General features: G+C 35.3%; 23 protein-coding genes, 1 pseudogene and 1 riboswitch. Of the genes and pseudogenes, 7 read left to right on the plus strand and 17 right to left on the minus strand.

What is annotated here, in order from left to right; translation table 11 throughout:
- Positions 1-81: 81 nt before the first annotated feature.
- The gene (locus E3U55_RS08715; protein ID WP_134340057.1) at positions 82-642 is read right to left on the minus strand and encodes a C40 family peptidase; all 561 of its coding nucleotides are present in this window, start codon (positions 640-642) and stop codon (positions 82-84) included.
- Positions 643-716: 74 nt separating this feature from the next.
- Here E3U55_RS08715 and E3U55_RS08720 point away from each other — a divergent pair, with 74 nt between their 5' ends.
- Complete coding sequence (locus E3U55_RS08720) at positions 717-1,646, plus strand: phosphatidate cytidylyltransferase (RefSeq protein ID WP_134340058.1); 930 nt, start codon at positions 717-719, stop codon at positions 1,644-1,646.
- A 42-nt stretch (positions 1,647-1,688) separates the two neighbouring features.
- On the opposite strand, the gene E3U55_RS08725 is transcribed toward E3U55_RS08720, so the two are convergent.
- The 7 genes from E3U55_RS08725 to E3U55_RS08755 form a co-directional block, all read right to left on the minus strand.
- Positions 1,689-1,913, minus strand: coding sequence for a hypothetical protein (locus E3U55_RS08725; RefSeq protein ID WP_134340059.1), 225 nt, complete (start codon positions 1,911-1,913; stop codon positions 1,689-1,691).
- A gap of 55 nt (positions 1,914-1,968) precedes the next feature.
- Positions 1,969-2,826 carry a dimethylarginine dimethylaminohydrolase family protein gene (locus tag E3U55_RS08730; RefSeq protein ID WP_134340060.1) on the minus strand — a complete coding sequence of 286 codons (858 nt, stop codon included), beginning with the start codon at positions 2,824-2,826 and terminating at the stop codon, positions 1,969-1,971.
- A 16-nt stretch (positions 2,827-2,842) separates the two neighbouring features.
- Positions 2,843-3,577: a YqcI/YcgG family protein gene (locus E3U55_RS08735; RefSeq protein WP_134340061.1), complete on the minus strand. Its 735-nt coding sequence runs from the start codon at positions 3,575-3,577 to the stop codon at positions 2,843-2,845.
- Positions 3,578-3,776: 199 nt separating this feature from the next.
- A complete protein-coding gene (locus E3U55_RS08740) occupies positions 3,777-4,421 on the minus strand; it encodes a hypothetical protein (protein ID WP_134340062.1) in 645 nt (214 codons plus the stop codon).
- A 119-nt stretch (positions 4,422-4,540) separates the two neighbouring features.
- On the minus strand, positions 4,541-5,452 hold the full coding sequence (locus E3U55_RS08745) for a VOC family protein (RefSeq protein WP_228547517.1): 912 nt from the start codon (positions 5,450-5,452) through the stop codon (positions 4,541-4,543).
- Between the two features lie 27 nt (positions 5,453-5,479).
- Positions 5,480-5,995 (minus strand): SRPBCC domain-containing protein, encoded by a 516-nt coding sequence (locus E3U55_RS08750; RefSeq protein WP_134340064.1) that lies wholly within the window; start codon positions 5,993-5,995, stop codon positions 5,480-5,482.
- Positions 5,996-6,101: 106 nt separating this feature from the next.
- A complete protein-coding gene (locus E3U55_RS08755; RefSeq protein WP_134340065.1) occupies positions 6,102-6,428 on the minus strand; it encodes an ArsR/SmtB family transcription factor in 327 nt (108 codons plus the stop codon).
- A gap of 350 nt (positions 6,429-6,778) precedes the next feature.
- On the opposite strand from E3U55_RS08755, the gene E3U55_RS08760 reads away from it, so the two are divergent.
- From E3U55_RS08760 to E3U55_RS08780, 5 genes are all read left to right on the plus strand, one after another.
- Positions 6,779-8,863, plus strand: coding sequence for a methyl-accepting chemotaxis protein (locus tag E3U55_RS08760; protein WP_134340066.1), 2,085 nt, complete (start codon positions 6,779-6,781; stop codon positions 8,861-8,863).
- 847 nt (positions 8,864-9,710) lie between these two features.
- Positions 9,711-9,860 (plus strand): helix-turn-helix domain-containing protein, encoded by a 150-nt coding sequence (locus tag E3U55_RS17975; RefSeq protein ID WP_407644110.1) that lies wholly within the window; start codon positions 9,711-9,713, stop codon positions 9,858-9,860.
- A 140-nt stretch (positions 9,861-10,000) separates the two neighbouring features.
- A complete protein-coding gene (locus E3U55_RS08770; RefSeq protein WP_134340067.1) occupies positions 10,001-10,513 on the plus strand; it encodes an ImmA/IrrE family metallo-endopeptidase in 513 nt (170 codons plus the stop codon).
- Positions 10,514-10,683: 170 nt separating this feature from the next.
- A riboswitch (cyclic di-GMP riboswitch) is annotated at positions 10,684-10,770 on the plus strand.
- A gap of 72 nt (positions 10,771-10,842) precedes the next feature.
- The gene (locus tag E3U55_RS08775) at positions 10,843-12,570 is read left to right on the plus strand and encodes an S-layer homology domain-containing protein (RefSeq protein WP_134340068.1); all 1,728 of its coding nucleotides are present in this window, start codon (positions 10,843-10,845) and stop codon (positions 12,568-12,570) included.
- A gap of 1,022 nt (positions 12,571-13,592) precedes the next feature.
- Entirely contained in the window at positions 13,593-13,919 is a 327-nt protein-coding gene (locus tag E3U55_RS08780) for a YnfA family protein (RefSeq protein ID WP_134340069.1), read from the plus strand.
- Between the two features lie 1,172 nt (positions 13,920-15,091).
- On the opposite strand, the gene E3U55_RS08785 is transcribed toward E3U55_RS08780, so the two are convergent.
- The 5 genes and pseudogenes from E3U55_RS08785 to E3U55_RS08805 all read right to left on the minus strand — a co-directional run bounded on the left by E3U55_RS08785 (position 15,092) and on the right by E3U55_RS08805 (position 18,507).
- Complete coding sequence (locus E3U55_RS08785) at positions 15,092-15,673, minus strand: CBO0543 family protein (RefSeq protein ID WP_134340070.1); 582 nt, start codon at positions 15,671-15,673, stop codon at positions 15,092-15,094.
- A gap of 422 nt (positions 15,674-16,095) precedes the next feature.
- A pseudogene (locus tag E3U55_RS08790) lies at positions 16,096-16,394 on the minus strand (DUF302 domain-containing protein); the annotation flags it as partial.
- Positions 16,395-16,406: 12 nt separating this feature from the next.
- The gene (locus tag E3U55_RS08795; RefSeq protein WP_228547518.1) at positions 16,407-16,979 is read right to left on the minus strand and encodes a class I SAM-dependent methyltransferase; all 573 of its coding nucleotides are present in this window, start codon (positions 16,977-16,979) and stop codon (positions 16,407-16,409) included.
- A gap of 60 nt (positions 16,980-17,039) precedes the next feature.
- A complete protein-coding gene (locus E3U55_RS08800; protein WP_134340071.1) occupies positions 17,040-18,164 on the minus strand; it encodes an MBL fold metallo-hydrolase in 1,125 nt (374 codons plus the stop codon).
- Between the two features lie 31 nt (positions 18,165-18,195).
- Positions 18,196-18,507, minus strand: a complete 312-nt coding sequence (locus E3U55_RS08805) for a rhodanese-like domain-containing protein (protein ID WP_134340072.1) — start codon at positions 18,505-18,507, stop codon at positions 18,196-18,198.
- A gap of 128 nt (positions 18,508-18,635) precedes the next feature.
- On the opposite strand from E3U55_RS08805, the gene E3U55_RS08810 reads away from it, so the two are divergent.
- Positions 18,636-18,959 carry a hypothetical protein gene (locus E3U55_RS08810; protein ID WP_134340073.1) on the plus strand — a complete coding sequence of 108 codons (324 nt, stop codon included), beginning with the start codon at positions 18,636-18,638 and terminating at the stop codon, positions 18,957-18,959.
- Positions 18,960-19,055: 96 nt separating this feature from the next.
- Here E3U55_RS08810 and E3U55_RS08815 read toward each other — a convergent pair whose 3' ends face one another.
- From E3U55_RS08815 to E3U55_RS08830, 4 genes are all read right to left on the minus strand, one after another.
- Positions 19,056-19,937: a DMT family transporter gene (locus tag E3U55_RS08815; protein WP_134340074.1), complete on the minus strand. Its 882-nt coding sequence runs from the start codon at positions 19,935-19,937 to the stop codon at positions 19,056-19,058.
- A gap of 258 nt (positions 19,938-20,195) precedes the next feature.
- A complete protein-coding gene (locus E3U55_RS08820) occupies positions 20,196-20,966 on the minus strand; it encodes an SDR family NAD(P)-dependent oxidoreductase (protein ID WP_134340075.1) in 771 nt (256 codons plus the stop codon).
- Between the two features lie 27 nt (positions 20,967-20,993).
- A complete protein-coding gene (locus E3U55_RS08825; RefSeq protein WP_134340076.1) occupies positions 20,994-21,677 on the minus strand; it encodes a type 1 glutamine amidotransferase domain-containing protein in 684 nt (227 codons plus the stop codon).
- 35 nt (positions 21,678-21,712) lie between these two features.
- On the minus strand, positions 21,713-22,840 hold the full coding sequence (locus E3U55_RS08830) for an NADH:flavin oxidoreductase (RefSeq protein ID WP_134340077.1): 1,128 nt from the start codon (positions 22,838-22,840) through the stop codon (positions 21,713-21,715).
- Between the last annotated feature and the right edge of the window lie 173 nt (positions 22,841-23,013).

Here is a 23,013-nt window from a genome sequence, read left to right on the forward strand (position 1 = left end):
AATTTTTTCCACATGAACTAACCCTATTGTGCACACTTCTCCCAATAAAAAACAGGCAGCTACCAATAGCCACCTGATTACTTAGTGATTTATTATCTGTTTTTTCACCGGGTCAAAATCAAACAACTTCCCTTCATAAATTAACTCTAGTTGATTACTTTTGCGAAAGTCCTCTGGTGTCACCATTGCAGGGAGTTTATCCCACAATTTAATCCCTGAACGCTTTAAAACCTCAGAGACAAACTGCGAACAAAAATAAGAATTGCTAAATTCGATAGGTTCTTTAATAGAAACGCCTACAACTCCTAAAATATTATATAAAAATTTATCATCTTTTCTAATAAACACATCCATAATCCGCTTCATTTTTTCAACTTCTCTTGGAGTCACTTCTAATTTGTATATAACACATGTTGTATTTTTGTATCGACTATATGTACCGGTTAAAATATCTTCTTTCACAAACCCACCATGCAAAGGGTTCTTGGGATTTTTACGCCCAAAACTGTACATGTCTTTTAGTTCTTGATCAAACGAGATGGAGGCATGATTATACGGAGCTTTTGTATAGGTTTTTATTAGATTTGTAAATAGCGTGCCTGTATCAGACAACATAATATATACACTTTGAGTTTCTCCCATATAATCCCCTCTCCCTAAAATCTTTCTTTCCATTATAACCTATTTACTGTAAAATGAATGCAGTTTTATAAATAATGGAGGTGAGTCTGATCACACAAACCATTTGGACGTTATCGATCATTTTTTTCGTATTACTCGTAGCGACTCTAGTATTCTATGTCCTTAAGAAAAGCCAGCCCAACAAAGACTTTACGAATATATTAACACGTGTGAAAACGTGGTGGGGCATGTTTGTCGTGTTTTGTTTTGCAACCTTGTTTAACCCACTGGTCTCTTTATTTTCTATTATGATTTTATGCCTCTTTGCTTTAAGAGAATATTTTTCGATGATGAAGTCAAGAAAATCTGATCGCCGATTATTCTTATGGTCCTATCTCATGATTCCGATTCAATTTTACTGGATTTATATTGGATGGTATGGCATGTTTATTGTCTTTATTCCTATTTATGTCTTTTTATTTTTACCCTTACCACGAATCATTGGAAAAGGTACCTTAGGTTTTCTTCGCTCTGTCAGTTTTACACAATGGGGTCTCATGCTTATGGTGTTTGGTTTAAGCCACTTAGCTTATTACCCTATTGCTTCACCAGAGTATGGACCGAATCTAGTATTATATCTCATTGTTTTAACACAACTGAATGATGTCATACAGTTTATCGTTTCTCTTTATATAGGCAAGAGAAAAGTTGTTCCAACTGCTAACCCTAATATCACCTGGGAAGGATTTATTGGTGCATTACTAGTCACTGCAGGTGCATCTTATTTACTCTACCCATATCTCACAACCTTTGATTTGACGTTCGGTATTCTATCAGGAGTGATTATTAGCGTGGCAGGTTACCAGGGCAGTGTCACAATCTCTGTTCTTAAACGTGATTTATTAATTGGGGATCATGAAAAACAAGAATCCCTTAAAAACCGTTACTTGAGCAGGGTTGATAGTCTATCATATACATCTCCAGTATTTTTTCATATTATTAGGTATTTCTTCGACTTTATGTAAATGTAAAAAGGTCAGCAAATTTAATTGCTGACCTTTTATTTCTTACTTTTTGTATTTTTCTTCAGACTGAGAAGTGCTTTGACTATTCTTTTTCTTTCTATTATTCTTTTCTTCAATTTCTAAATCTTCTAGTGGTATATCATCAACTAACTGTTCATCTTTAAACTTGTGAAGTTCGTTTCTTCTCTCTTCATAAATAGTGTCACGCATATCAGCAATTTTATCCTTATGCTTTAAATCCCTTTTATTACGATCAGTTTGACTCATATATCTCACCACCTATCAAAGGATTTGTTATATGTTTTCCTGTTTTTTCATATTTTTAAACATCCCTAACCAGTGGTAGTGTACAACAGCGGAATGATCCACCTGATTTGATAATTTCAGAGAAAGGTATAGTAATCACCTGGAAACCTTCTTCTGTCATACGTTTATTCAATAATTTGTTTTGAGGTAAGCTGATGACTTTTTCATTTCCAATTGACAATACATTAGGCCCCATTTCAAATTGTTCATCCTCGGCGACTTCAATGATGTGTTTGAATCGAGCTTCAAGACGTTCTAACCCATTTGAAGTAAAAGCTGGGCGATACACAATTGCCGTATCATGACTTAAGATGTTGAGCACACAATCTAAATGAAGAATATCAGGCTTCACCACAATCGATTCAACTTGGTAGTGAGGTAGTCTATTTTGAAGCTCTTTAATGGCCTTATTTGAGGTTCTTCTACTGTTCCCCACCCAAATGGTAGAACCATCGCAGACTGAACTTCCCCATTCGATCGAATGGGGAAGTTCAGTCTGCGATGGTACTGAATTCTGTTTAAGCCAAGCGTCTAAGTAATTCGTTTCATTCTGACGTATTTGCTCATTCATAGAAGAAATAAAGAACTCGTTACCCACTACAAACCCTATATCTCTCGTAAAAACCTGTTCATTTAACTTAGGGTCCGCCTCTAATTCTCTTACTGCAACATTATGTTCTTCTAAAACACTCACAAAAGCATCATGCTGTTTAAGAGCCCTATGCACATTAATGTTGCTCTCTACATAGTGTTTTTGGGTCTCATTAATCACTTCCGCTATTCTCATAAATGTGGGCTTCACAACTAAGATTTCTCTAAGCGTTGAATATTCATTCTCACAACTGACTTGTTTTACTGTTGTTACAGCTTTCATTTAAATAGCCTCCAGATTACATAATTTTATGATGAAATGGGCATTTACCTTTAATTGGCTCAATATCATCACCTATAAAGGACTGTTTCCATTCATTGTGATCTGGGTCACCATAATGGCTAATGTCAGGGTGCTTAGGTAAACCATCCCATTTTTCCACTCTTGCTCTAACCTTTTCACGTGACATAATGCCACCTTTTTCAGTGCCTTCCAGCCCTTGAAATATTCGTCTCGGTTGAAAACCTAAGACTAAACTATTGCCTAAATCCCTAGTCTTTCGTTGCTTATAAGCAGGGGCATTACCAAATGCAAAAATAGGTTCTCCTGCAAAATGATAATCCCATAAGTAATGGTCAGGATCTTTAGGTGCGTTTTCTGGCCAATCAAAGCGATCGTGTTCATGCAAGTATTGAAGAATGTCCCAGAAGTAAGATCGATAATACTCAATAGATTTCTCAGTTGATTCTGGCTCAACAAAAATAAACAAGCCATGCCTTGTTTGAGTTTTTTCATTAAACAAACTTAAGAAACTCTCAACCGCTTCAGGGAGATGTCCCCATTTATCATGCTCTATATATGAATAACGTAATTCTCCTTTACGTTGCGCTGTTCTTCCAAAGAAACAAGGAAAAGTTGGTTCAGTTACGATTTGGCTAAACGTTTGATATTCATTAATCAACCATCCTGGAAGTCGTTTCGGGCTTTCGAGGTTTTCCTTTGTTAATAAATAAGGGCTATCAGTTATTAACATCATTCAATCCCCTTTACACTTATTACATGTTAGTGGTTATTTCCCTGAAAAAATTTGACATAAACATGCGTTTCTTATTAGTCATTTTATTAATGAGAGGACACTTACATTCGAATAAAAAAGTATTTATTGGTCATAAACAAAAAAGAGCCTTAGAATTTTCTAAGACTCTTGATCGCTTTCTTGTTAGAATAATGATTTAATTGTTATGCCATTCCATTTCATCAACTATTATATGAGATCGTGGACTAAAGCCATCAGCGAAGGCTGCTGGATAGTAATAACCTAAAACATAATTCTCATCATTATGTGTAAATAGTGACACTCGCCCAATAAACTCTTCTTTTTCTAAGTGAAACTCTTTATTAGAAAATTCGTAAGCATTCTCATCTACATCAGAAAACGCAAAGTCTTCACCTTCAAGGTACCCTTTAATTTCTTCTTCACTTTGTTTCATCATAAACAATCTGGCATCTTTGTTTTTATTACCTTGGAAGTTCGTGTACACATTAAATGTTTCGGCATCTGACTCGACAACCATATCCTCTGGCACATACGTATAAAAACCTAATTCTTCATGATTATGAAGGTTAACGACCATTTCCTCAGTTGTCCCTTCAATCATCATATCAACTGTCTTCGTTTCTTCTACATCTAAAGACTGACCGCTATTCTCTTTGTCTTCTTCGCTCTCATCTACAGAATTCTCAGCTTCTTCATTCGTTTGTTCTTCTTGCTCCTTGTTTTCATCTTCTTGATTCATATCATTATTTTCGTCATTAGACCCACAGGCTCCGAGGAGCAATAACAATAAAATTAACAAACCACTAAATTTTTTCATCATGATGTATTTACCTCCTGTTTTTTTCCTATATAGTTATTGACGATACACTTATGTAAAAGTTACATATTTGTTAAAGAAGATTAAAAGAAAAAGCTGGCGATTACCAGCTTTTTCTTTTACTACTTTCCTGTATATGCTTCTCTTAATTTCTCTATGTTAAATTTTTTCATCTGAAGAAATGTTTTTGTTAATCGTTCCATTTGTTCTTCCGTCCCGTGGGTCATCATTTCTCCCATCACTTCAGGCCAAACCTGCCAAGAGACTCCGTACTGGTCTTTCAACCAACCACATTGTTCAGCGCTTGGTTCTGAAGAGAGTTTTTCCCAATAGAAGTCTATTTCTTCTTGATTTTCACACCGAACTAACAGCGAAATGGCTTCATTAAAATTGAAGTTATGTGGATAAGCGCTGTCCATTGCCGTGAACCATTGATTCTCAATCATAAAATCGGTATACATGACGGTTCCTTCTTGATCAGGCTCCATCCCTGCAGAGTAGCGAGCGATTTCACCTCGCTTTGATTCATTGAAAACAGACATATAAAAGTCACTCGCTTCTTCTGCCTTACCGTACACATCTTGAACAAACATCATAGAAGGTACAATAAATGGTCGCTCCATTTCATCTGGCTCCCTAAGAATGAGTTGCCATGTCAATCCATACTTATCCTGTATCCATCCATAATGCTTACTGAATGGGTATTCTTGAAGTGGCATAAGTGGTGTCCCACCTTGGGAAAGGTCATTCCACAGTTGATCTAAGTTTTCCCTTGCATTTGGATCTCTTGATGGATCAAAGTTAACAAAAAATGAAATCGACGGGTTGAACTGAAAATGCGGCCCACCATTGATCGCCATAAATGAATGTCCACCGATTTGAAAAGAAACAACATCACTATCCCCAGATGGAGTATCGTGAATCGTATTGACATTAGTGAGTTTTGAATCCGGAAAAATGGATGTATAAAATTGTGCAGCTTCACTTGCTTCCTGATTAAACCATAGATGCGGGACAATTTTTTGTTTGGTCATTGAAATACCCTCATTTCAATTAAGATTTTATTTAACCTCGTTAAGACGCTCTTCCAAACGGTCCCAAGTTTCGGTAATGCCTTGTAACATTCCCATGTCCATGACCGTTTTTAGGTCCCCTTCAGATACATATTCAGAACGGTTAATCAGCTTTGTCTTGCCATCCAAGTCAATGAATTCTAATGTGTTTTCGGATGGGGGCATGCTGTCATTAATATTTCCTTCCGCATCCGAAAAGTAATCCGTGTAAGCAATCATTTCCGGCTCAATAATTTCCTTGTAAACGGCTTTTCCCCAAGCTTCCATTCCGTAGAAATCTCCTTGGTTTTGATCCACACATTTCATACAGTAATGCCATACACCACCCGGGCGGAAATCAACGTTGCACACTGGAAGCTCCCAGCCACGAGGTCCCCACCAATGTTTGAGGTGCTCAGGATCTTTAAACATTTTGAACACTAAATCACGTGGTGCATCAAAAGTACGTTCAAGTACCAAAACCTTATCATTCTCTACTCTAGAGCTTAATTCATGAACTGACATCTTAACTCCTCCATTCAAATTTTTATTTACCTTTTTTCAAAGTAATGATCAAAAAAGAAATAAGGAAAGTTTTCTAGATGTATGAAAGTGTGAGGGCTGTATGACCTCAATTTAACGGTTTCTTTCCTTGTAAAACATCGAGATAATCGTCCAAACGGTCCATCCGCGCTTCCCACATACGACGATAGGAATTAATCCACTGATCTAATTCTTGAAGTGGTTCTGTTCTTAGCTTATAAATTCGACGATTAGCTACCGGCTGAACCTCAACAAGACCAGCGTCGCTCAATACACGAAGATGTTTCGAAGCCTGGGGCTGATTTAGATCTAGTTTTTTTGCAATTTCCCCCACTGGAAGTGGTTCATCAATAAGCAGTTCCACGATATTAAGACGATTAGGATCCGCCAATGCATTAAATGTTTGTGCGTTCATGTTGAATTCTCTCCCACCATGTGAATTTTTCAGAATCTAAAATTGCATTACTACAAATAAAATATCACCACCATGCTCTTCTCTTTTATGCCATATATTGTTGTCAATTTAATTATTCCACATTAAGAATATTCCTGTCAAGGAATATTTGTTCTGAATCTGAATTGCTACATTAAATGTTAAATTTATATTTTTTGTTTAAAATTTATTTAACACAGACGATATTAAGAAAGTGAGTAGTCCTAATACCAATGATTAACAAGGACTATTCTCTTAGGAAGGGTGATCAGCTTGCTTCGATAAATAAAAATGAATTATAAATAAAAATATTTCAATAGGAGGTTATAAAATTGAATAGAAAACAATCCCGACTAAGAAACAAAATGTTAATTGCATTGCTACCTATTATTGTTGTGTCATTATTAATTGTGACACTAGCAGCTTACTTCACATCTAAAAATCAAGTTGAAGGTGAAATACAAGATAAAATGAATGCGACTCAGACAAGTATCATTAATGATATAAACACAAAATTTAATCAACATCAAAAAATTGCTGAGTCAATAGCGGCAGTTGTAGAAGCACATGGAAAAAAACTAACAAGATCTGATTATAAAGATATTCTGGAAAACACCATTCAAGCAAATGAAGATTCATTAGGAGCCGGTGTATGGTATGAGCCATACACATACAGTTCTTCTGAAAGATACTTTGGCCCATATGTTTATAAAACAGATAACGGTGTCACTTATACAGAAGATTATGAGGCACCTGACTACGACTTCCCGTCAACGGCATGGTATCAAGCTGGGAAAAATGCAGAAGTGGCTGGTTGGACAAACCCTTACTATGACAAAGCATCAGATATCACGATGGTAACCACAGCTGTACCGTTTTACGATGGTAGTGAGTTTGAAGGAGTAGTATCAAGTGATATCAATTTATCTAGTATTCAAGACATTGTTTCCAACATTGATGTTAGTGAAAGCGGCTATGCTTTTTTAATAGATCAAAATGGTAAATACCTAGCCCATCCTAAACCAGAGACCATAATGAACAAAAACATAGCGGATCATTTTAAAGATAAGGCGAAAGTAATTATTGAAGAGCAGAACGGAAATGTACATATTAACTATGAAAATACAGTCTTAGAAGTTTTTTATACAACACTTTCTAAGACAGGGTGGAAACTTGGCTTAGCAATTCCAACTAAGGAAGTTTACGCATCAACAAATCAATTGTTAATAAACTTGCTCATTATAGTTAGTGTAGCACTTATGGTGGTAGTGATTGTAATTATGTTCGTGGCAAGAGGAATTGCACGCCCTTTGGAGAATCTAGCTACACAAACACAAAAAGTTGCAGAAGGAAACTTAAATGTAATGGTTCATTCTGATCGAAGTGATGAGATTGGTAGGTTAACGAATCATTTTAATTCCATGGTTGAAGGTATGAGAGACTTCATTAGAAAAGCGAAAAGCTCCTCAGCAGTTGTTACTGAATCAGCAGAAAACTTTAGTGCTGTTTCAGAGGAGACGACAGCAGGTAGTGATGAAATTAAAAAGACAATGGATCAAATTGCATTAACTTCATCAAATGCTGCTGAGGAAATAGAAATGACTATTGAAGAGATTCATAAACTGTCATCTAGTATTGAACAGGTTACAACAACGTCTCATCAAATGAATGAACAATCAAAAGAAGCGATAGAGGCTAATAAATCGGGCTTATCTCAAATGAATGAGTTAGATGAAAGCTCTAAAGAATCTTCTGAGAAAATTAAAGAAGTTGAAAAGATTATAGAGTTACTATCTAATCAAATTCAAAGGATTAACAATTCAATAGATAGCATTAATGATGTCTCTGAACAAACAAACCTTCTTGCTTTAAATGCAAGCATTGAAGCGGCTAGAGCAGGAGAGCATGGAAAAGGTTTTGCAGTAGTAGCTGAAGAAGTACGTAAGCTTGCTGAACAATCCTCTCAATCCTCAACTGAAGTACAAGACATAGTACAACAAATATTAGATAGCTCATCGGAAGCAGTTAAAGCTATTACTAAAACAAAAAGACTCTCTAATCGTCAGGAAGAGGTAGTATCAGAAACTGTTAATGTCTTTAATAATATTGAAAGCAACATACAAAGCATTAATAACAACATCAAGCAAAATGTAGAAGAAGTAAACCAGATGAACGGAAACAAAAAACAAGTATTGCAAGCAACAGAAAAAATATCAGAGAGTATTCAACAAACAGCTGCTTCTAACCAAGAAGTAAATGCCACACTTGATCAACAGGTTCAAGCTTTACACTCTGTATCTAGCTCAGCAGAAAACCTTAGTTATTCATCTCAGGATTTAAAATCTATTATTGAAGCTTATGATATTAGTAGTTGTTCTGAGGAGCAGGTAAATGGTGAAGTAAACGAAAATGAATAGTATTAAAATAGTGTCTGTCCCTGTAATAATAGGGATAGACATTTTTAATGGTTATAACGCTAGCAACTCCTGGATCTTTTATTCCAAAATATCTATGTCTACCTTGCTTTTCGCCTTTGATAATTCACAAAAAGGAGCTGGGACAAAAAAATGTGTTCATAAAAAGTTGAGTATTTTTTTATTGTATTGTGTAAGAGGAGATATCTAGTGCAGTTAAAATACGGAGACTCCTGCGAAAACAGCACGAGTTTCGAGACCCCACAGGCAGTGCTTTTCTGCCGACGGATGCGCCTACGGTTACTCGTCACAAGGAACAAAGAAGTTTCTTCGATGAAGTTCCCTAGCTCGAGCCTTGCCCGCGGAATACGGAGTATTTTAACGGAGCAAATTTAAATGTGCAACCAATAAATAATCCAGACAGATTCAATAGAATCGCTTGGATTTTCTTTATGAAAATTCATATTTGTCCCAACCTCGTTCTAATTACTAAACATTTTAAACTGCAGCAGTAAGAATCTTCCCTTACATAATTGATAAATTACAACCTGATTATAACTTCACAACATATTGAGTTACATTCAGCTTGTAATATGAGTAAAAATAAAAAACTTGTAATATGGGGTGTTTATTTTCTGATAATTACAAACAGATTTAAATATTGTAGTTTTAAAATTGAGAAGTCCACGGACAAATTGACAATCAAGTTGTCACATAGATAATATTAGCTCACTTGTTAAAACTTTTTATATTTGTTTATTCATTAAAATTGTATTCCATAGTTCTTTGAAATTTACCACCGGTGCCATAATTTTTTTGCCACCTTGTCTATAGATAAATTGGTAAAAAGATTAAAAATATCCGTAATAATAAAGGACTTACTCAACAAGCTCTTGCTGAATCACTTGGACTCAGGAGGACATCAGTAACAAATATTGAAAAAGCTCTCTGTTCACGTTTTATACTATTTGTCAGAAGCATTATAAGTGTCTCCAACTGAATTCCTACCAAAAATATAAGAGTAAGAGAAAAACGTAATATAAAAGTCCACAAAAATAAAGTTTTTATAAATGATAACATTAGTAGTGAAGAATTAAATTGAATAGAGTAATTAATTTCGGAGGAAAAGGAGGGAAAATAATGAAACTAGAAAATGTTGAAAGAAAAGCTTACGAACTCCTCCAAAAATTTGAACTTAAGACCATTCCAATTGATGTTAAATCAATTGCAAAACGTTTAGGAATTTCAATAAAAGCCGAACCGTTGAAGGGTGACATTTCTGGTGTTCTCTATATAGATAATAATAAAACTATTATTGGATTAAATGACAACCATTCAGATACTCGACACAGATTCACAATAGCTCATGAAATTGGTCATTTTGTTTTACATGAAGGTGAACAAATACACGTTGATCGAAATTTTAGGGGTTATTTTAGAAATTCACTATCTTCTCAGGCAATTGACTATGAAGAAATAGAAGCTAGTACATTTACTGCCGCACTATTAATGCCAGGGGAAGTATTAAAAAAAGCCATATTTAAAGATGGAATTGATTTAGAAAGTGATGACAACATCCAAGAATTAGCAAATAAATTCAATGTCAGCCAACAAGCTTTACTAATTAGATTAGGGAAGCTCAGCTTATATTAAATTTCAACTGGTAGGCATTTATTACCATGCATTTTTAAGAGATTGCCTTATTAATAATAGTTTTAGTTACTATAATCCGTCACATTATGGGTATATAGGTCCTTGCAAGGACATGTATCAATTGATAGTCTTTCAGTAAGGACTAGACTCTCTCTACATTATTATATTGACTTAGTTAAAGGCAAACTTACCGAAAGGTAAGGACGCAAAGCTTTAGGGACTAAAGATCTTTTGATCTATGTTAGCCAGCTACCTAAAATTTTTGGGTAAATCTGTCTAACAAGTAATTGTTAGACTTTTTTTATTTTATAAATAAAGGAGAGTATTATATGAACAAAACAAAATTTTTTTTAGGAATTGTACTTGTATTAATCCTCATATCAACTTTAGCAATTCCTAGTTTCGCAGAAGAAACAAAGGAAAATGACGAGGAAACAAGAATAAATGATTCGACACAAGAACGTAAAGGCTTTACATTTGACTTCAATGATTCAGAAGAAGCATCTTGGGCATCAGAATACATAGGGAAAATGCAATCAAAAGATGTAATTAAGGGCTACGAGGATGGTTCATTCCGCCCCAACAAACCTGTTAAGAGAATTGAAGCGATTGTCATGGCCGTTCGTTTAATGAATTTAGAGGACGAAGCATTAGCCGTACCTAGTGATACACCTCTACATTTTAAAGATGAAGAACAAATACCTTCTTGGGCAAGAGGACATGTTGTTATAGCCCTAGAAAATGGATTATTCAATGGTACAGAAGATAAAATTGATGCAGGTCAACCAGCCTCAAGAGTATGGATTGTCCAATTACTAGTTAAAGCTCTTGGGTTAGAAGATGTAGCTTTACAGGAAATGACAAATATACCTGAGTTTAAAGACGTTAACTCCATCCCTGCTGGAGCTATCGGATATGTAAACGTAGCTGCAGAAGAAGGAATTACAGCAGGCTATTCAGACAATACATTTAAGCCAAACAAAAACGTTACACGTGCTGAAATGGCAGCATTTCTAGAGCGTACAAATGAAGATCTCTTAGAACAGTCAGGTGCACTTACTATACAGGGGGAGATTACAGACATCTCCTTTGAACAAAAGACAGTTCAATCAGAACAAGAGGAAAATGAATCAACAGAGAAGGTAGTAGGAACAGTGACTGTTGAAACATTTAACGGAGAGTCTATGACATACAGCATACAACCTGACTTATTGGTACAATACTATGAACGCTTTATTACTGCTGATCAGTTGATGCAAGGAGACTTCGTGACACTGATCGTTAAAGATAATAAAGTGATAGAAGCAAACCTCATCAATGAAAATGACGTTAACACAACTTCTAACTTGGTAGAGTTAAAGATTGAAGTTGAGGGATTGAATCAAGGGTATAAATTAAAGTATAAAAACAAAAAAGGGAAAATTCAGGCTGAATTAAAAAATGAAACAGAGAATGAAGAGACTAAAATTAAAGGCGAAGAAGCAATACGACTAATTGAAAAAATTATCAATCAATTAGCTTTAACATCAGACATGAGCAAAGATGAGATTGTAATGAATGTATTAGAAACATTACAAATTGAAGAGGGTAAGTATAAAGAACTAGAAATTGAAGTTAAATTTACCAATGGCAATAAAGTGGAAATAGAATTAGAAGATGAAATTATTGATGAAGGATATAATGGGATTCGTGAGTTTGAGTTTAATCTGAAACTGATTGACAGCCAAAAGTTAAAACTCAAATATGAAAGTGAAGAAGGAAAAGTAAAGGCTGAAGTTGAAGAGGAAACTAAAGAAGGAAAAGCAAAACATAATGGTGAACAAGCTGTTGAATGGATTGAAAACTTTGTTGATGAAATAGCTTTAACTGAGGACATGACAAAAGATGAAATTTTAGAGAACATTTTGTCAGGACTTAATATTAAAAAGGACGATATTAAAGAACTAGAGCTTGAAATTAAATTTACCAATGGAAAAGAAACCGAAATTGAAATTGAAAATGATGATGAAGATGATGAAGATGAAGATGAAGATGAGGAAGACGGTGAGGAAGATTAAAAAATTAAAGGAGTCTATTTTTGGGCTCCTTTTTTTCAAAAATCACAATACCTAATAAACTAATTTTCATAAACATTTGATCTTTGTTTTTACTATTTTAAATAAGGACAGGTGTGGTATTAAAATGTCCTTTACAAAGGGTACATATTATATGTGCTATCCATTTATTTAAAACATAAAAACCGTTTTTAACAATGAAATTTAAAGGTTGTTTATGTGAATATATTAGCAGAGATTTAGATTTTAACTATCATATTAAAAAAGGGACTCAACTGAAATAGTCGATATAATAAATTAGTCATTAGATTCTCAAAATAGAAATCCCCCTTTTTTTCTTATTGGTATTTCTATAGATAATATTAAAAAATTATGGGAAACCATTTCTTATCTTAACACATCTTCTACTATAGCATAGAAGTTAATAATACATAATGATTATAATTGAGGGCGTCCTAAGACTAATGAAAATATTTAATGATATTCAAAACTAAATGTTTATGTAAAAAGAACTTGGAAATTAATCCAAGTTCTTTTATTTTTGTTATAAAAATTTATTTTGCAATTAAAAATTTCAATTTAAATCGCTTTAAATTTAACAGTCATGAAAAGCCCAATTACACATAAGTGTTAAGTCACAACCTAATTGTCAATGTAACAACCTGATTATTGTTAAATTAGAATAAAGTTTGCAGAAGCGAGGAAGCAAGTTTAGCCCTTATCTAATCTGACTTTAATGGGGTTATCCAGATTATTCCTTTAGAATAAAGTTTGCTCAAAGATTTGCCCCTTTTCAGCCAGAATTGAACTCTAAAATAAAAAAGTAAGAATAAAGTTTGCTTAAATATAGAGTAGAGATCACCAAACAAAGGGAGTGACCTAAACCTTATGAGAGCACCTTACGGTGCCACCTGTACAATAAGCGATTCTTGCCTTCTGGTTGTTCTATGGTAATGCAGTGCTTTACTACCCTTGGGATACGGTATAATTACCATGTCAATAAATTTATCAAGGGTGGGCTTTAAATGATTTACGCAATTGTATTGTTTATATTTGCTGGATTTGCTGAGATTGGTGGAGGTTATCTTATTTGGCTATGGTTAAGAGAAGGTAAGCCATTCTATTGGGGTGTTTTCGGAGGAATAGCCTTGGCGTTATATGGTGTTATTGCCACATTTCAAACATTCCCATCATTCGGCAGAGTATACGCTGCCTATGGAGGAGTATTTATCGTTCTTTCTGTATTGTGGGGATGGGGTATTGATAAAAAAACACCTGATTTATACGATTGGATAGGTGCGGGTATATGCTTAGTGGGTGTTTCAGTAATATTATTTGCACCTCGTCAATAGTGTTAAAAAGACAAGAATACATTGAAGGGGAATCAACGAAAGAAGGGGATGTCCTTAACCGTTTAGGTGTGAGTTTGAAAGAAGCCATACAATTACGACTATGCCCCAAAATTCCTCATTTTCCTTTTACTCTTTTGCTTCTTTCAAAATAGGACTTGAACTTATAAGGTGAATTGAGGAATGAGGAGAAAGGATTTTCTGCGTTTCACCTTTATCCAAATTAAATACCGGCAAAAGGTATCGAAGATACGTTTCCTATTCGATAGTCTAATCCATCTGCCTTATACATAATACCTTACGGTTCCTCACATATACCACCGTTAATCCCATACTTACCACGTTACCCATACAAAATTATTTATTTTTATTTTTAATTATTTCTTTATGGGCGAGTGCTGCTGTCTGAAGCGTATTACACATTACTGGACGAGGACGACTTCCTTTGAATGGGTTGGTTCTAATGCTCCCTTCGGTGAGACATGGAAATATCCCTTGTCCTGTACTTATGCCGAGATTATCCATCCCCGTCCTTCTCTAAATAAAAAACCGAGGAGTGATATCGTAGATACGTTCCCGATTCAATTATCTAATCCATATGCCTCATACATAGTCTGGCTCCCTCCTCCCCTACTATGTACAGTTACCAAATATAAGAGAGAGTAGACTGCTGTAACAGGAAACACTACTATACCTTACGGTTTCTCCTGTTCCACACCCTTCCCCTACTTACCTCGTGACCTATACCTAATTATTTATATATATTTATTTTTAAGGGCGAGGACTTTCCTTGGGGCATGTTACACGTTGCTGGACGTGGGCTGCCCTTATTGTGTTGATTCTAATGTACTCCTTCAGAGAGACATTGACACGGCCCTTGTGCTGTACTTATGCCGGGAGTACCACTAATATAAAGAAGACCTTTTAAAGGGAATCCTAAACAACATATGCACCACCCCCATCCATTGCTTTCCTCCTTGTCTGCGAAAAGTAATTGCCAAACCTTCTCCAAATAAAAAAACCGAGAAGAGGTATCGTAGATACGTTTCCCGATTCTTAGACTAATCTATGCCTCATGTTATACTATGCCTCCACTTTAGTTTACAGGAAGTAATGGGACATCTTACTATTTCTATACTCCCGACATGACCTATGATTAATTTTTCATAAAAACATCAGATACTTGTTTTCGGTTCATTTCTTTGAAAATGTACAAATATATTGGTTATCCATTTAGATACCAACATAATGACTAAGTAACCTAAAAATAAATGAAAGTAATTAAACCCCTTCAATAAAATAAACAGGCCTGACCACACCAAGATTGGTTTAAATATAAATGCAAGAAAGGCACTTGTTATGGTTAAATACAAATAATAATTTTTTCTATGGTTTAAAGTCCACTGATAAACCAACATATACACAACTGGTATTAATGATACATCTAAGGCAAAACTAACAGGAAATAGCGGAATCGCCTTAAATGGGTAACCCCATGTCCCAAAATTAACACCCAAACTATCTATGTATGTGAACCAAACGTGCACATTAAAACCGTAGAATCCCAATAATAATGCCCTCTTCTTATCAATAGAAAACCATATAACAATTAAAGGCAATATGAGGAATACAACATTGACCCAAAACTGCCACGTATCTAAGTTTGAAAATCTAGCCCAATAATCAATACCTTCAGACATTAGGTTTTCATAATCTTCGATTATTTTATCAAAAATACTTCTCTGTTCTTCATTCATTTAAATAACTCCTTTATTCCTTGAACCTAGAAGGTAATGCACATCTTATTCTGATTAAAAGTATCCTTTTTTATTCATTGCCACATGGATTGTTTTACATGTTACAGGGTTTGTGCCATTCGTTGATTGGATTGGTTGCCGGCTGTATCCTCTCAGAGAGACATACGCATGCCCCCTTCTGCCCTTGGGCTAATTAATCCCGTAAGGGGAACATTAAGCCCTTTAGGACACCTCTATATGAACACAGTTCAACATAAAAAACCCCATGAATATATCCATATACTGGATACACCCACGAGGCTTCGTGCAAACTTTTTTCTTCTTAAGCAGACTTTTTTCTCATTCTGCAAACTTTATTTTGATTTGACATAGATACAAATAACGACCTTTAGCAAATCCAAAATGAAACCGCAAGTTTTTGTCACCTTAGTAGGCCTCGGCATACCAATTTTTGTTTTACCCTGATCAGAATAAACAACAATTTTACAAGGTAGAAAGTACCCAACCATCTGATTTTCACTAAATATTCGTTGGGCTTCATGTGGATTACATACTTCTAAGACTTTATAATCTTGATTAAATTCTAATCCCTTTTCTTGTAACTTTCCTTTAATATCAAATTCCCATAGCACACCAAACTTCTCTTCTTTTAAGGTTTCCTCCAATGTAGATATGGCTGTTTGGAATTATTCTTAGTTTCAACAGTATAATCAAATTGCATGACTTTCCCTCCTTATATATTGATAAGGGCTCCATAAACGGCTTCACTAAAATGAATAATTGAAGGCTCAACATCATTTTCAATTAATATTTCTTTCATTTTACCTGAGGAGATCCTTTCATGTAATGGTGGTCCCATTTCCATTTCAATGGCTTCCCATTCAAGAATAAGTAGAGTTCCGTTTGGTCTCAGTATCCTTTTGAATTCTCCAAGAGCCTTTATTAAATTAGGAATTTCATGTACTACGAAGGCTATAAGGGCCTTATCTACAAGGTCGTCATTCAACCGTATATCCTCTAGGTCACTAATTACATATTGGATATTGCCAATTTTTTCAGAATTAGCATTTTCCCTTAAGAGGTTTAACATTTTTTCCTCAATATCAACAGCATAAACTTCCTGTTCAGTTGCCTTTGCTAATGGAATGGTAAAGAAACCATTACCTGCCCCTAAATCAGCAATTATATTTTCCTTTTTAACCTTTAATTCTTTTACGACTTGTTCAGGTGAAACCAATTCTCTACGTTTAGGATCTAATAACTTATCTGCTTTATCAGGTTTAAACCGATGTCCTGCCAATATCATCACACCTTTCTAACAAACATTTTAAGAGTATAAAAAAAATACACACAAAAGTAGAACTTTCTAGCGTATTGCACAGCGATTTGGCCCTATTTCCATTTCACTTTGTTCCACTTCTTGACGTTTTAATTTCCCCATATTAAGTTGCCGTATTTCTTCATAAGAGTTTGGTTGTGGAGGTAATTTATCTGTGACTGCTCTTCTAAATTCACTTTCGTCTTGTATATTTAATCCATGATTTTCTTTATATAACACACCTAATCTTTCAGATATACTTCCATCTTGGTTCATTTCATTTATACCCATATAATGCGCAGGAAGAACAACTAAATCGTCTGCTAATCCTTTATAAGTACCATACAGGGTATTTCTTAAGTCACCGACCCAGTCCTCTGCTTTACCTGCTAAATCTGGACGCCCAATAGAATCTACAAACAATATGTCCCCGGTCAATAAATATGCATTATCAATAATAAAAGAGGTACTTCCAATTGTATGCCCCGGAGAGTATACTGCCTTAACTTTTGAGTTACCAACTGTTATTTCATCCCCATCATTGATTGGGTTAAATTCAAACAATACTTCCCCTGCATCCTTCGGGGGGAGATAGTATGCTGCTCCTAACTTATTTGCAATTCTCCTTCCCCCTGAAATATGATCAGCATGAAGGTGGGTATCAAAAACATGTGTTAGTTCTATAGAATGATTCGTTAGAAATTCTTCGTAAGTATCTGTCATTCGATTAGTATCAACCAATGCACCTTTTCCATCAGAAATAATAAGATAGGAAAGACACCCCTTTCCTATACGTACAAATTGATAAAGAGCCCCACCGTTATTTAAATCTCCAACTTTAATGGGCTCCAAATGTTCACTCCATGCCCTCATCCCACCCTCAATCGAATAGATATTATCATATCCTTTTTGAACGATTTTCTCTGCAGCCATTAAAGAAGATTTACCCTTTGCACAAATAACATATAATTTTTCTCCTTTCGGTACTTTTTCCATTACAGTATCAATAACCTCCAACAACTCACTTGAAGGTAAGTTAATTACTTCAACATTCTTCCCCTCTACTTTCCAATCATCAAAACTCTTCTTGGTTCGCACATCGAGGATGTATAATCGTTCGCCTTGGATGATTTTTTTTACTAGTTCCTTAACACCAATCATTTTTACACTCATATATCTGTACTCCTTTTTGAAAAAAGTATGTTTAGGCCTCTAAATCACCTTTCCACTTACTCATTCCACCTGTCATATTTTTGATTTTAAACCCGCGCTCTTGTAACCATTCGCTAGCAAGTCCACTACGATTACCTGAACGACAAACAATAACGTGCTCCTTTTCCTTTTCTATCTCATAGGTGCGTTGTATTATCTCCCCTAATGGGATATGACGAGCATTAGGGATTCGCCCTCCCATAACCTCATTATGTTCACGAACATCAATGATACTTTCGGCTTTTCCCTGCTTAATTAGTTCCTCAACTTCCTCCGGGGATATTTCTTCTATAGAATCAGACATAAACGAATACCTCTTTTCCTAAACTAAAATGCGTTGTTATTATGTGTAAAAGTTCCAAAAGTATTATTTTTCCCTTAAAGGACATAGTAAAAGTAAAATACCGGAATTTGCTCGAAGGGAGACTAACGATGAAAAGATTTATGATTTTAATACCAACTTTATTATTTCTGCTAGTTGGCTGTGGGATGAACATGAATAATGAGGATATGATGGATAGTAGCCTTACACCGAATATGCTTGCAGATATGATGAATACCCCTGAAATGCAAGAAGCAATGGTTGATATAATGAGTTCTCCTGAAATGCAGGATACTATGATTGAAACAATGAAAAACCCTGAAGTACAGCGCACAATGATTGAAAATATGCAAAGTCCAGAAATGAAAGAAGTTATGATTGAATTTATGCAAACTCCTGAAATGCAACAAGTTTTAAAGGAAGTAATAGACTAAAAAAGGGACGACAGTAGAGTTACTGTCACCCCTTTTGCGACTCTTTTTAAATGTTATAACCAAGAATATCAATTAGTTTTGCAAAAATGTAGAATTTTAGAGTGTGTTATCAATCTCTTTTATTTTTTGTGGCCTGTTAACAAGATATATTCCAACCAATATAATAGCCCCACCTATTAATGTTGTGATATGCAGTTGTTCTTTTAATAAAAGCCAGCCAAATATTACACCAAATAAAGGAGCCAGAAATAGAAAAGAACTTACCTTCCCCGGATTTTCTTTTTGTAACAAAAAGAACCAAATAGCAAATTGCACAATTGAGGCCATAATCGCTAACCACAAAACAATCAAAATTGAAACGGACGTAATTACAATTTGAACTTGTTCAAATAAAGCACTTCCTATCAATAAAAGGAGACCACCAAATAACATTTGATAGGCTGTTAAAACCCATATATCAAATGAAGCCCCCCATTTTTTCAACAATAAGGTTGCGATAGCCCACGAGACTGCACTTAACAATCCAAAAAGGGTACCTAGTTGTTGAACATCTAAGTTGCCACCTAGAGTAATAAATACACCAATAAATCCTACTAGAACACCTAACCACTGATTCCACCGATATTTAGTTCCTAAAAACAAAGTACCGAATATAATAACAAGCAAAGGATTAGTAAAAGTTAAGATGGATGATTCTCCAGCCGTTATCGTGCGTAGACTTAAAAATATAAAGCCCATAACCCCAGTTGTTTGAAAAAAACCGACAATTATAATTTGGATCCATTCCCTTAGTTTTTTTGGGTGATTCCGTTTTAATAAAATAACCAATAACCCCATCAGTAAACCTGCAAGCGTGAAACGCAATCCAACCAAAAGTAAAGGTGAAATATAATTTAAACCTATCTTCCCAACAGCAAACGAAGACCCCATTAAACTTGTTGTTAAAACTATTAATAAAATAAACAATGCTCTATTCATTTCCTGTCCCCCTTTCAATAACTCTTTAGTATATAATACAAGGTATAAAAAATCCCACCCCACTAACGGAGGTGAGACACTATTTTACTTAATAATCGCACTGGCACCTTTGCTTCATCTCATGTGCCAAATGTATGAGTCATTTCTCATTTTACTAAAATGAGTCATATAGTAACAAGGATTCCAACTTCAGATAATTATTGAACCATGAGTTCAAAATAAAATCACGTTTTTCCGTTGAAAATATTAACTATTTCTTTAAAATGCGTAATTAGTTACCCCTCCATCTATAAAGAGATTCTGACCAGTTATATAACTTGCACTATCTGAACTAAACATAACCACAGGGGCTATAAGTTCTTCTAATTGTCCTAGTCTTCTCATGGGTGTTCTATTCTCTAACAGTGTCCGAAATTCTTTATTTTCTAATGCGGTTTCGTTTAATGATGTTTTAAAAAACCAAGGACTAATCGCATTGACCGTAATTCCTTCGGTAGCCCATTCATTTGCCATTTGTCGCGTCAATTGAACAACACCTGCTTTACTTGGGCCATATGGAGTTCCCGATGATAACGTTAATGAAGAAGCCACAGAGGCTACATTTATAATTCTCCCTGACTTTTGTTCAACCATATACTTTCCAACGGCTTTGGACATCAAAAATACTGATTTAAAATTAACATCCATTACTTTATCCCAATTTTCTTCTGATAAATCTAGTGTTGTTTCACGAACACTTGTCCCAGCATTATTAACAAGGATATCAAGATGCCCAAAATGTTCATATGCCTTGTTTACGGTTTTATTCACATAGTCACCATCCGTGACATCACAAACTAATGCTAACGTATTACGACCTGTAGCCCCGGAGATTTCCTTTGCAGCATTACTCACCTCTTCTTCAGTTCTAGCAACCAATACAACATCTGCACCAGCATATGCCAACCCTTCTGCAAGAGTTCTCCCTATTCCTCTTCCTGCCCCTGTAACTAATGCTACCTTTCCACTCAAATCAAAATTTGCCTTCATCTTAACACTCCCTCATTTTCAAACTTTCTATCTTTTTTCCTTATCAAGTGCTTTAACTAATTCTTCGCCCATCAATTTAGAAGAAAATGGATCACGACTTGTAACAATTTGATCATCTGCCCAAACAGCATAGGCTTTTTTGGTTACATCACCTTTATCATATTGAGCGATCTTTGCCATTTCTTGTTCTAGGCTGAATGGAAGAATATCAAGCAAGCCTTCTGGTTCTATTTCGTCTGGATAACCCGTTACTTTTTTCCCCGCGATAATGCTTTTTCCATCCGGGCGTATTGTCCAGATTAGTGGGGCTGGACCATGACATTCTGCCGCAACGATTCCTTTATTATCGTATATAGTATTGATAATTCTATGCAAATCTTCGTCTTTCACTAGATCATACATTGCGCCGTGACCACCTACAATCAATACAACATCATAATCATTTGGATTTATATCCGATAATTTCTGTGTTTCATCTGCACGCCCTGATTCATATAAGGACTTGAAAGTTTCCTCTGGATCATACTCTGGTAAAAAACTAGCCTGATCCACAGTTGGTTTTCCCCCTAGCGGAGAAGCAAGATCTACTTGATGTCCTGCTTTTTCTAAGGCTTCTAGAGGAGCAAAAAGTTCTTCGCCCCACCAACCTGTCTCATAACTATTTTCTTCATCTTTATATCCACTAGATAAAACTGCTAGTACTTTTGCCACTTTGTAACCTCCAATTTAACTTCTTATTTTATATTTCAAACTTCAAAATCTTTTATTTTGGCATTAGGGCTTAATATTTTTTCAGGATTAAATTCTTTTAATGGTTCATCGTTCTTCACTCTTTTGACCCAATCACCGTTAGCAAGTGCACCTTTCCCCAGAGTAATTACATCTGCCTCACCTTTGTAAATAATTGCCTCAGCCCTTTCTGGATCTTCCAGACCACCATTTGCAATGACAGGTAATTTTCCATATTTCTTGGCTAAGGCAGCAAGTGAAGGACCATCATCACCAAAAGCAGAATCTGTTGCCTTAGTCCCTTCTCCTTCAGAAAATGCAGGTTGCCATGCTTCGTATTCCGTAACATGAATGTAATCCAGACCTGCTTGTCCTATCTGACTAAAAATAATTTTTGCATCCTTTTCTTTGCCTGCCCATTTATGCGTATAATCATTTACCTTTCCTTGTGAAATACGAATACCAACTGTATAACTTTGGCCTACAGCCTCACGAACAGCCTTCGATACTTCAACTAAAAGTTTAACGCGATTTTCAGTTGATCCACCGTACTCATCTGTTCGTTGGTTTGTGTAATCTGTTAAGAATTGATCTAATATATATCCATTTGCACCATGTATTTCAATACCATCAAACCCTGCATCTTTTGCCCGTTGTGCTGCATCAACAAAACCTTTTATTAAATCTGTAATATCATCTTTTGTTGCCTCTTTTGGTTGAGGGAAAGATCCCTCTCCCCCATAGAATTTCATTTGTTCACCCTTTGGTTGAACAGAAGATGGAGCCAACGTTTCTTTGGTAAAACGATTTCCTTGAGATAGAGCACCTGCATGCATTAACTGAACAAAAATTTTACCTCCTTCTTGATGAACAGCATCGGTAACTTTTTTCCATGCTTGTACCTGTTCATTATCGATAATTCCCGGCTGATCAAAGTATCCTTGACTGTACTTACTATCTGGATAAGTTCCCTCAGTAATGATTAATCCAAAACCTCCACGTGCAAATTTCGCGTAATAATCAACCATTTGGTCAGTTGCTAGCCCTTCTGGTGTCGCACTTGTTCGAGTCATGGGAGCAACTCCTACACGATTATCTAAAGTTGTATTTCCAAGGTTTAAATTATTGAATAAAATGGATGTCATGTCATAATCCCCTTTCTTTTTAAAATACTGAATTATTATCTACAAGTATTTGATAATAATTCATGTATAATACCAATATAAACCTAGTATCATCATTTACTTTTATCAAAGAATCTCGATTTAGAGATAATTTGGTATCTCGGATTATATCCCCTCAACAATTTCTTTGTCTA

This window comes from Filobacillus milosensis, from assembly GCF_004402015.1.
Lineage (GTDB): Bacteria > Bacillota > Bacilli > Bacillales > Alkalibacillaceae > Filobacillus > Filobacillus milosensis.

Excerpts from the sequence above, each read along its gene's own strand:
- E3U55_RS08775 (WP_134340068.1), top strand. The coding sequence starts at position 10,843 with ATGAACAAAACAAAATTTTTTTTAGGAATTGTACTTGTATTAATCCTC.
- E3U55_RS08810 (WP_134340073.1), top strand. The coding sequence starts at position 18,636 with ATGAAAAGATTTATGATTTTAATACCAACTTTATTATTTCTGCTAGTT.
- E3U55_RS08795 (WP_228547518.1), bottom strand. The coding sequence starts at position 16,979 with ATGATATTGGCAGGACATCGGTTTAAACCTGATAAAGCAGATAAGTTA.
- E3U55_RS08725 (WP_134340059.1), bottom strand. The coding sequence starts at position 1,913 with ATGAGTCAAACTGATCGTAATAAAAGGGATTTAAAGCATAAGGATAAA.
- E3U55_RS08815 (WP_134340074.1), bottom strand. The coding sequence starts at position 19,937 with ATGAATAGAGCATTGTTTATTTTATTAATAGTTTTAACAACAAGTTTA.
- E3U55_RS08820 (WP_134340075.1), bottom strand. The coding sequence starts at position 20,966 with ATGAAGGCAAATTTTGATTTGAGTGGAAAGGTAGCATTAGTTACAGGG.
- E3U55_RS08735 (WP_134340061.1), bottom strand. The coding sequence starts at position 3,577 with ATGTTAATAACTGATAGCCCTTATTTATTAACAAAGGAAAACCTCGAA.
- E3U55_RS08720 (WP_134340058.1), top strand. The coding sequence starts at position 717 with ATGGAGGTGAGTCTGATCACACAAACCATTTGGACGTTATCGATCATT.
- E3U55_RS08755 (WP_134340065.1), bottom strand. The coding sequence starts at position 6,428 with ATGAACGCACAAACATTTAATGCATTGGCGGATCCTAATCGTCTTAAT.
- E3U55_RS08805 (WP_134340072.1), bottom strand. The coding sequence starts at position 18,507 with ATGTCTGATTCTATAGAAGAAATATCCCCGGAGGAAGTTGAGGAACTA.
- E3U55_RS08800 (WP_134340071.1), bottom strand. The coding sequence starts at position 18,164 with ATGAGTGTAAAAATGATTGGTGTTAAGGAACTAGTAAAAAAAATCATC.
- E3U55_RS08830 (WP_134340077.1), bottom strand. The coding sequence starts at position 22,840 with ATGACATCCATTTTATTCAATAATTTAAACCTTGGAAATACAACTTTA.
- E3U55_RS08730 (WP_134340060.1), bottom strand. The coding sequence starts at position 2,826 with ATGAAAGCTGTAACAACAGTAAAACAAGTCAGTTGTGAGAATGAATAT.
- E3U55_RS08750 (WP_134340064.1), bottom strand. The coding sequence starts at position 5,995 with ATGTCAGTTCATGAATTAAGCTCTAGAGTAGAGAATGATAAGGTTTTG.
- E3U55_RS08740 (WP_134340062.1), bottom strand. The coding sequence starts at position 4,421 with ATGATGAAAAAATTTAGTGGTTTGTTAATTTTATTGTTATTGCTCCTC.
- E3U55_RS08785 (WP_134340070.1), bottom strand. The coding sequence starts at position 15,673 with ATGAATGAAGAACAGAGAAGTATTTTTGATAAAATAATCGAAGATTAT.
- E3U55_RS08715 (WP_134340057.1), bottom strand. The coding sequence starts at position 642 with ATGGGAGAAACTCAAAGTGTATATATTATGTTGTCTGATACAGGCACG.
- E3U55_RS08780 (WP_134340069.1), top strand. The coding sequence starts at position 13,593 with ATGATTTACGCAATTGTATTGTTTATATTTGCTGGATTTGCTGAGATT.
- E3U55_RS08745 (WP_228547517.1), bottom strand. The coding sequence starts at position 5,452 with ATGACCAAACAAAAAATTGTCCCGCATCTATGGTTTAATCAGGAAGCA.
- E3U55_RS08770 (WP_134340067.1), top strand. The coding sequence starts at position 10,001 with ATGAAACTAGAAAATGTTGAAAGAAAAGCTTACGAACTCCTCCAAAAA.